The sequence below is a fragment of the Thalassobacillus sp. B23F22_16 genome (assembly GCF_043496955.1).
Classification (GTDB): domain Bacteria; phylum Bacillota; class Bacilli; order Bacillales; family Halobacillaceae; genus Thalassobacillus; species Thalassobacillus devorans_A.
Genome location: NZ_JBIEKD010000050.1, coordinates 1 through 7,289, shown reverse-complemented (window position 1 = coordinate 7,289; position 7,289 = coordinate 1). Strand labels below are relative to the sequence as shown.

The window sequence follows — 7,289 nt, the reverse complement described above, 5'->3', positions numbered from 1 at the left end:
GCATTTGTGGATGACTACAATCACCAACGAATCAAATCAAAGCTTAGAATGAGTCCTGTCCAATACCGTGAAAAATTTGAAGAAGCTGTTTAATTACATAGTGTCCAATTTTAGGGGGTCATTTCATAAGCTCGAGGAGGCTTGCCGTCTTCCCCGCGGAAAGCGAGTTATTTCCAAGTCCCCATTTTCTCCAAGCAAAAGTAACGAAACCGATCTTCAAGTAAAGGGAGCTTTCGTTGTAAAATTTCCAAAAACAAAAGGGGATGAAATATGTTTGTTCGTACCGAAAACTTTAAAGAATTCCTACGTTTTTACCCGATCGTTTCCACCCTGGTAGCTATCCACCTTGTTCTCTGGATGTTGATCGACTTGTTCCAATTTGGCTTCGCCCATGACTGGCTCCGGGCGGGGATTGGACTCAATACCGCTATTACTGCCGGAGAATATTGGAGATTAGTCACTCCTATTTTTTTACATGCAGGGCTGGGTCATGCCCTCTTTAATTCTTTTTCTCTTGTACTATTCGGACCAGCGCTTGAACAAATGCTTGGTAAAGTGAAATTCGTGGTCATGTATTTATTTGCCGGCATCATCGGGAACATAGCTACATACCTGTTCAACCCGGATTCCTATATTCCCCACCTCGGCGCATCCGGAGCGATTTTCGGCATTTTTGGCGTCTACCTGTACATGGTAGCCAATCGTAAACATTTGATAGACCAGGCTAACTCTCAAATTGTAATGGTGATTTTGGTCATTGGTGTTGTCATGACATTTGTACGACCGAATATCAATATCCTCGGACACATAGGCGGTCTTGCCGGAGGTTTTTTCATTGCCCCGCTCGTTTTGAAAAACGCCAGGCCATTTTCTATATGGAGAACTCGAAGTCCCCGGGATGACGTGGAGATTTCCTTTAACCCTAACCGTTGGAAGAAACGAGGCTTCCCATGGAAAAAAGTATTGTGGGGAATCATCATCCTCCTGGTGATTCTAGGCCTGTTCGGAAGAATGACATAAAAATAAGGAAATAATAACAAGACAAACCGAGCATGAAAGCTTTCCGCTTACATGCTCGGTTTGTTGTTGAACGACTTATCCTGGTCTACCCATTGAACGCTCCCCCTGTCATCGTGCTCATAAATCTTCTATAAAAAGAGAAATAATCAAACTGCAATGCCACGCGATGCCGCTTTGCCTTAGGGGTAGAGTATGAGCGGATATCTGCTATGGTGTGCCCGCGATGCGGATCTTCCCGACTGGTTACCACATGCACCGGCAGCATTTGACAGCTGAACATAGAATCATCAACCGCTGCCATGACTGGTAATAAATCATGAATCGGGCTCCCGATGAGATTTGGATTTCTTTTTTTGTAGAACTCGTAATAATAATCAATTAAGGTTTTAACTATCTTCATTTCTCCTTTATTAGCGATCTCATCTGCCATTTTCGGTGTGACAATGGCATGATCGGTAACATTCAAAGGGAATACAGTTACACCATCGGCATATGTAAACACGATATCAGCCGCAATCGGATCCGCATGAATATTAGCCTCAGAAACAGCGGTGACATTTCCAGGAACCCAGAAAGCACCGCCCATGATATAGTAGTGTTTGACTTTGCTCATCAAAGACCGGTATAAGATGAACATGGTAGCTAAAGATGTCAGCCTTCCCACATTAACGATAACAAGTTCATCCTGATACTTCTCGATTAAGCGGACGATCTCAAAGAAATTTTCTATTACACCTTCGTAAACACCAGGAATTATCGGTCCCAGCCCATATTCTCCATGGATATCCGGGTAAAATGCAGGCTCCTCACCGGTCATGGGTGTTTCTGCTCCACCGATCACTTTCAACTTTCCCGTCAGACCCAACAAGTCCAATAAGTAATGAACGCTGGATATCGCCGCTTCTCTCGGTACATTGCCATAGTCTCCAACTACCCCTGCCAGTTCTACCTCTTCGTTTAAATGGGAATATATAAGTGCTATCGCATCATCAATTCCAATGTCACCAAAAAATAACACTTTCACCGCCATCCCAGCCCACCCCTTATTTAGTTAATTAAGGAAGCCCTTATACCATTTCATGTAGGGGTCACCGTATTTATGTATATTAATGGTAAATATAGTAATAAAGACATCTGTGAAACTTTTTAACGTACAAAAAAACCACCAGTACGGGGACTGGTGGTTTAATTATTGCAATATTTGTGACGTTAGCTGCGGCCGCCACGCTTTTGGTTGAATTTACGGTTACGAGAATTCTTCCGGTTGAAATCGCGTTTTTTATCATTGCGCTTATAAGGCTTTTTCTTGCCTTTATCATATTGAGCCTTTTTCACACTGATCGGCTGTACGCCAGAAAGGCGGACCGGAGTTTCCCGACGCTCTTTCGTCATCAATTTCAGCGCTGCTGCTACAAGCTCCATAGAATCATGCTGCTGCAACAACTCATTTGCTGCCTGATGGTAACCCTTAAGGTCGCTGCTTTCCATTGTTTTAAGCAGCTTATCCACAGCTACTTGCTGTTGGCCGCGCTGGGCTTCATCGTTTGATGGTACATCCAGTCGTTCTACTTTTTTCTTTGTCAGCTTCTCGATTAAATGCAATTGCGCTTTTTCACGAGGTGTGACAAAAGAAACTGCTTTACCTTGACGACCAGCACGTCCTGTACGTCCAATCCGGTGGACATAACTTTCCGGATCCTGTGGGATATCGAAGTTATATACGTGGGATACTTCAGAAATATCCAGTCCACGAGCTGCTACATCTGTTGCAACTAAAATTTCGACTCTTCCCTGCTTGAACTTATTCAATACAGACATACGCTTTCCTTGAGTCAAATCACCATGGATTCCTTCCGCACGGAAACCACGGGTTTGCAACCCATCAGTCAACTCATCAACACGGCGTTTTGTACGACCGAACACAATAGCGAGTGCGGGCGCCTGGATGTCTAACAAACGGGTAAGCGCGTCAAATTTTTGACGCTCTTGCAACTCAACAAAGTACTGCTCAATGTTTTCCACAGTCATTTCTTTCGCTTTCACCTTAACCTCTTCCGGCTTCTTCATCAAGGTAGAAGCGATGTCACGAATCGCCTTTGGCATAGTAGCTGAGAACAGCAGTGTCTGCCTTTGTTCCGGGATAGCTTTCAGGATATCTTTGATATCATCAATGAATCCCATATTGAGCATTTCATCGGCTTCGTCAAGTACAGCAGTGTGTACATTAGCCAATTTGATGGTTCTGCGACGGATGTGATCCAACAGGCGTCCTGGAGTCGCTACCACGATCTGATTTTGATCTTTCAACGCACGGATTTGACGATCCATATGCTGTCCGCCATAAATAGGCAGGGCACGGACACCTTTAAATTTACCAAGACGATTGATTTCTTCAGCTACCTGGATAGCAAGTTCACGAGTAGGTGCAACAACAAGGCCCTGGATATCGTTGCGATCCTGATCGATTTTTTCGATCATCGGGATACCGAAAGCTGCTGTCTTCCCTGTACCTGTCTGCGCCTGGCCAATAACGTCACGCCCTTGAAGCGCCAATGGGATTGTTTGTGCTTGTATCGGTGTTGTCTCTTCAAATCCCATTTGATCTAACGACTTCAACACCGGTTTAGTTAAACCTAATGAATAAAATGTAGTCACGTTCTTTTCATACTCCTTTGATGTAAAATCTTTTATACAATTTCTATAGTAAGTCACGTAAAAAAAGCCTTTCCCCCAACTTACGGAAGAGGCTGCCGCTCCACTTGTCCGATAGATTCATCCATCATAACATACGACCATTTTTTATTCTACCTATTTTTCAGATGCTTTTCAAACAGATGAATGATAAAATGGAGAAAAATTGATGAAACAAGGAGGGATCCGATGGATAAGCCTCCATTTAATCCATATATTGCTGTCTTCATCGGGGTAATCTCCGTTTCAACAGCAGCAATCTTCGTAAAGTTGGCAGCAGAAGCTCCAGCTTCTATTATTGCTAATTATCGACTACTAATTGCGGTTTTAATCATGGCACCATACATCTTGTGGAAATATCGTCATGAATTCAGCAAAATATCATGGATGGACTGGATCCTGGCGTGTTTTGCCGGTATCTTTCTCGCCCTCCATTTCATTTTATGGTTTGAGTCATTAAACTATACATCGGTAGCGAGTTCAGTCGTTCTAGTCACCATGCAGCCCATCTTCGCATTCCTTGGTACCTACCTCTTTTTCCAGGAGCGGTTCACAGCGGGATCTCTTCTAAGTATGGTAATTACCCTTACCGGAAGTGTCATCATCGGCTGGGGGGACTTTCAAATCAGCGGTATGGCATTGCTTGGTGATATTCTTGCATTACTGGGCGGAGCTATGGTGACGGGATATTTTTTGCTGGGTCAAAACCTGCGAAAACGGTTATCCTTGATGACCTATACGTTTGTCGTTTACGCAATGGCATCCGCAGTTTTAATCATCTATAACCTGATTCTGCAACATCCGTTTACCGGTTATCCATCTGATCATTGGTGGATTTTCATTGCGTTGGCAATTATCCCGACCTTCTTTGGTCATACCATGTTCAACTGGGCATTGAGGTGGCTCAGCACCTCTACCATTTCGATGAGTATCCTGTTTGAACCACTTGGCGCTTCCATTCTCGCTTATATCATTCTTGGAGAAATGATTACATGGGAGCAGTGGCTTGGCGGTACTATCGTCATATTCGGATTGATGATGTTCATTTTCAGCACGACTAAAAAAGTGGCACCTAAATTGACACGTTTAAGTAAAACAAACCAGGAAACGGAAAAATAAAAACTTTTGAGAGCAGGTGTTAATGATGACTATCCAACTGATGATAGACGGAGGAGCAGATGTACCCCAAGAGTTAGTGAATAAATATAACTTAAAAATCGTGCCTTTGAATCTGCATTTCGGGGATGAACAATATAAAACCGGGGAAACGCTTGATCTGCCATTGTTTTATGAAAAGTTGAAACAGGCCGATGAGCTTCCGCGCTCCTCGGCACCCAGTCCTTATGATTTTTATCAGGCTTGCAAAGATATTGACCCGGATAAACCAATTCTTGTTCTCGCTTTGACAAAAGGGCTAAGCAGCACTTACGAAAGTGCGGTAATGGGAAAAGATATGTTATTAGAAGAAGAACCGGAGAGACAAGTTGTTGTTTTGAATACAAAGACGGCATCATGCGGAGTGGCACTGCTCGTCCAGGAAGCAGGAAAGAAAATGGAAGAAGGTTACAACTTGGAGCAGCTTTCCTCCCATATGGAAGAACGGATAGAGAAAACTACGACATTGTTCATTTTGCAGACACTGGAGAATGTAATCAAAGGTGGACGATTAGACAAAGTCAGAGGAGCTATTGCCAAAACTTTGAACATTAAATTGTTGATGAAAGCAAGTGATGATAAAGGCGATATCGAAGTAATTGAAAAAGTCCGCGGAAATAAGAAAGCATTCCGCCGATTTGTGGAACAAATCGGTGACTATGCCAATAACTTTGAAGATCGTGTCATTTCACTATCCCATTGCAATAGTGAAGAGCTGGGACGTACGGTTTTAAATGATATCAAATCGAAATATAAGTTCAAAGACAGTCTGTTTATGGAAACAGGGCCTTTGATTTCTACTTACGCAGGAGAAGGCGGTCTCGTCATCGCTTTCTTCAGGGATTAAATCCAAAAAGAATCCGGCATGATTATCTATAATCTGCCGGCTTCTTCCTGCCTGCCCGTTGATTATCTGGTTAAGAAAGACATGACTGTTTCAAATAATTCTTCTCTATCTCTCCCATGGCATATCAAATGCTTCGATTCCTTCATAAAAACCAGCTGCTTATCTGTTGAAGGAATTTCCTGTTCCAGATAAATTGCTGCTTTATCCGGGACCATCTCGTCCTGTTGCCCCTGTATAATTAACACCGGTGCCTGAACTTCCTTCAAAAAAGGCCGCGTAAATCGGATCAATTTTACAAACTCAATGGAAGACGGAAATGGCGTCTGTTTCAATTTATCCTGGTAATGAAGGAAAAGGTCGTTATCTGCCAGTGTACCTTTCAAGGCCTCTGCCACGAAATCTGTAATATCCTTGTACATTTGAGGCACGCTGATATATTTTCCTGCAGCCGATAATAACACAAGACGATCCACTTTGTATTTTGAAGCAAGGTAAGCGGCAATCATCCCGCCCATAGAAAAGCCGATCACATACACAACATCACAAGTCTTCGCCAATTTAAGGAAAGCAAGTTCGGCTGTCGCTATCCACTCTTGATAGTAACGCCCTTTTAAGTCAAGCTTCCTCCCATGACCAGGAAGGGTCGGGACTTCAAACATCCAATTCGTTCTTTGTTCTAAGTAGTCCACTAGCGGCTGAACCTCATAGGGACCGCCTGTATAACCGTGAATGCATAAACAACCGATCATGTTCGTTCCTCCTATGTAAATTAAAAAAACCTGGAGTTTCTATGGCGAAAGCCTTAGTCTTTTCTTAAAGTAAAAAACAAGCAAGCGTCCAAGGCCTTGCCCTGCACGCTTTTAACGCATTCCTTTGATGAACCCGCCAATCCCCTTCATAATTGGGGATAACTGGTTGGCCGTCTGAGCTAATTGCCCAACCGTTTTCATCATTTTATCCATATCCAGCTGGCCGTTTTGATCCTGGAAATACCCCGCCATATTCTTAGGGTTCATGCCACTATTTGCGTAAAAAGGTTGCTGACCATAACTATTATACATATTATTCTGTTGAGGAAACATAGGTTTCGTATAAAGTTCAAATGGATTCCCAGGCGTCGGAGCCATTTCCCAGTTCTGCGGTTGATTATAAAAATTTTCTTCCATCATTGGCTGGTAATGGTAGGGATATTGCGGATCCTGAAAAAATGGATCATCCGGGTAAAAATTTCTGTTTTGATAGGAAAACATGTTGCTCACCCTCTTCCTTTCTACAAACAGCCTATGTTCCTGAAACAAAAAGGTGATTACATGGAAAGCTCCTTATAATAGCCACTATCAAACCACAAAGTCGAAGACTTGATTTCAAAATATTGTCTGAGCAACGATCCGGTGGGGAACGACTCCCTTTCCGCGGACATGCGCTGAGCCTCCTCGAGCTTACGCTCTGCGGGGTCTCACCTGTCATGCTCATCCCGCAGGAGATTCCTGTGGGATTCAGTAGAAGGATCCTTGAATGAAAAAAAGCCCTCCGTTATGATGCATTTGTACCCAAATACAAACATCAAAAGGAGGAC

At 43.2% G+C, this 7,289-nt stretch carries 8 protein-coding genes; 4 read left to right on the top strand and 4 right to left on the bottom strand.

Features of this window, described 5'->3' with window-relative positions; genetic code table 11:
- Positions 1-6 precede the first annotated feature (6 nt).
- Entirely contained in the window at positions 7-93 is an 87-nt protein-coding gene (locus ACGTNI_RS19780) for an IS3 family transposase (RefSeq protein WP_394464209.1), read from the top strand.
- Positions 94-270: 177 nt separating this feature from the next.
- Positions 271-1,020: a rhomboid family intramembrane serine protease gene (locus tag ACGTNI_RS19775; protein ID WP_394464215.1), complete on the top strand. Its 750-nt coding sequence runs from the start codon at positions 271-273 to the stop codon at positions 1,018-1,020.
- Between the two features lie 85 nt (positions 1,021-1,105).
- On the opposite strand, the gene ACGTNI_RS19770 is transcribed toward ACGTNI_RS19775, so the two are convergent.
- Both ACGTNI_RS19770 and cshA read right to left on the bottom strand, forming a co-directional pair.
- A complete protein-coding gene (locus ACGTNI_RS19770) occupies positions 1,106-2,050 on the bottom strand; it encodes a nucleoside hydrolase (RefSeq protein ID WP_394464213.1) in 945 nt (314 codons plus the stop codon).
- 179 nt (positions 2,051-2,229) lie between these two features.
- A complete protein-coding gene (gene cshA / locus ACGTNI_RS19765) occupies positions 2,230-3,675 on the bottom strand; it encodes a degradosome RNA helicase CshA (RefSeq protein WP_085505076.1) in 1,446 nt (481 codons plus the stop codon).
- Positions 3,676-3,900: 225 nt separating this feature from the next.
- On the opposite strand from cshA, the gene ACGTNI_RS19760 reads away from it, so the two are divergent.
- Together ACGTNI_RS19760 and ACGTNI_RS19755 are read left to right on the top strand one after the other, a co-directional pair.
- Entirely contained in the window at positions 3,901-4,830 is a 930-nt protein-coding gene (locus ACGTNI_RS19760; RefSeq protein WP_394464212.1) for a DMT family transporter, read from the top strand.
- A 25-nt stretch (positions 4,831-4,855) separates the two neighbouring features.
- Complete coding sequence (locus tag ACGTNI_RS19755) at positions 4,856-5,713, top strand: DegV family protein (RefSeq protein ID WP_085505074.1); 858 nt, start codon at positions 4,856-4,858, stop codon at positions 5,711-5,713.
- A 62-nt stretch (positions 5,714-5,775) separates the two neighbouring features.
- On the opposite strand, the gene ACGTNI_RS19750 is transcribed toward ACGTNI_RS19755, so the two are convergent.
- Positions 5,776-6,462, bottom strand: a complete 687-nt coding sequence (locus tag ACGTNI_RS19750) for an alpha/beta hydrolase (RefSeq protein ID WP_394464211.1) — start codon at positions 6,460-6,462, stop codon at positions 5,776-5,778.
- Positions 6,463-6,573: 111 nt separating this feature from the next.
- A complete protein-coding gene (locus ACGTNI_RS19745; protein ID WP_085505072.1) occupies positions 6,574-6,963 on the bottom strand; it encodes a YppG family protein in 390 nt (129 codons plus the stop codon).
- Between the last annotated feature and the right edge of the window lie 326 nt (positions 6,964-7,289).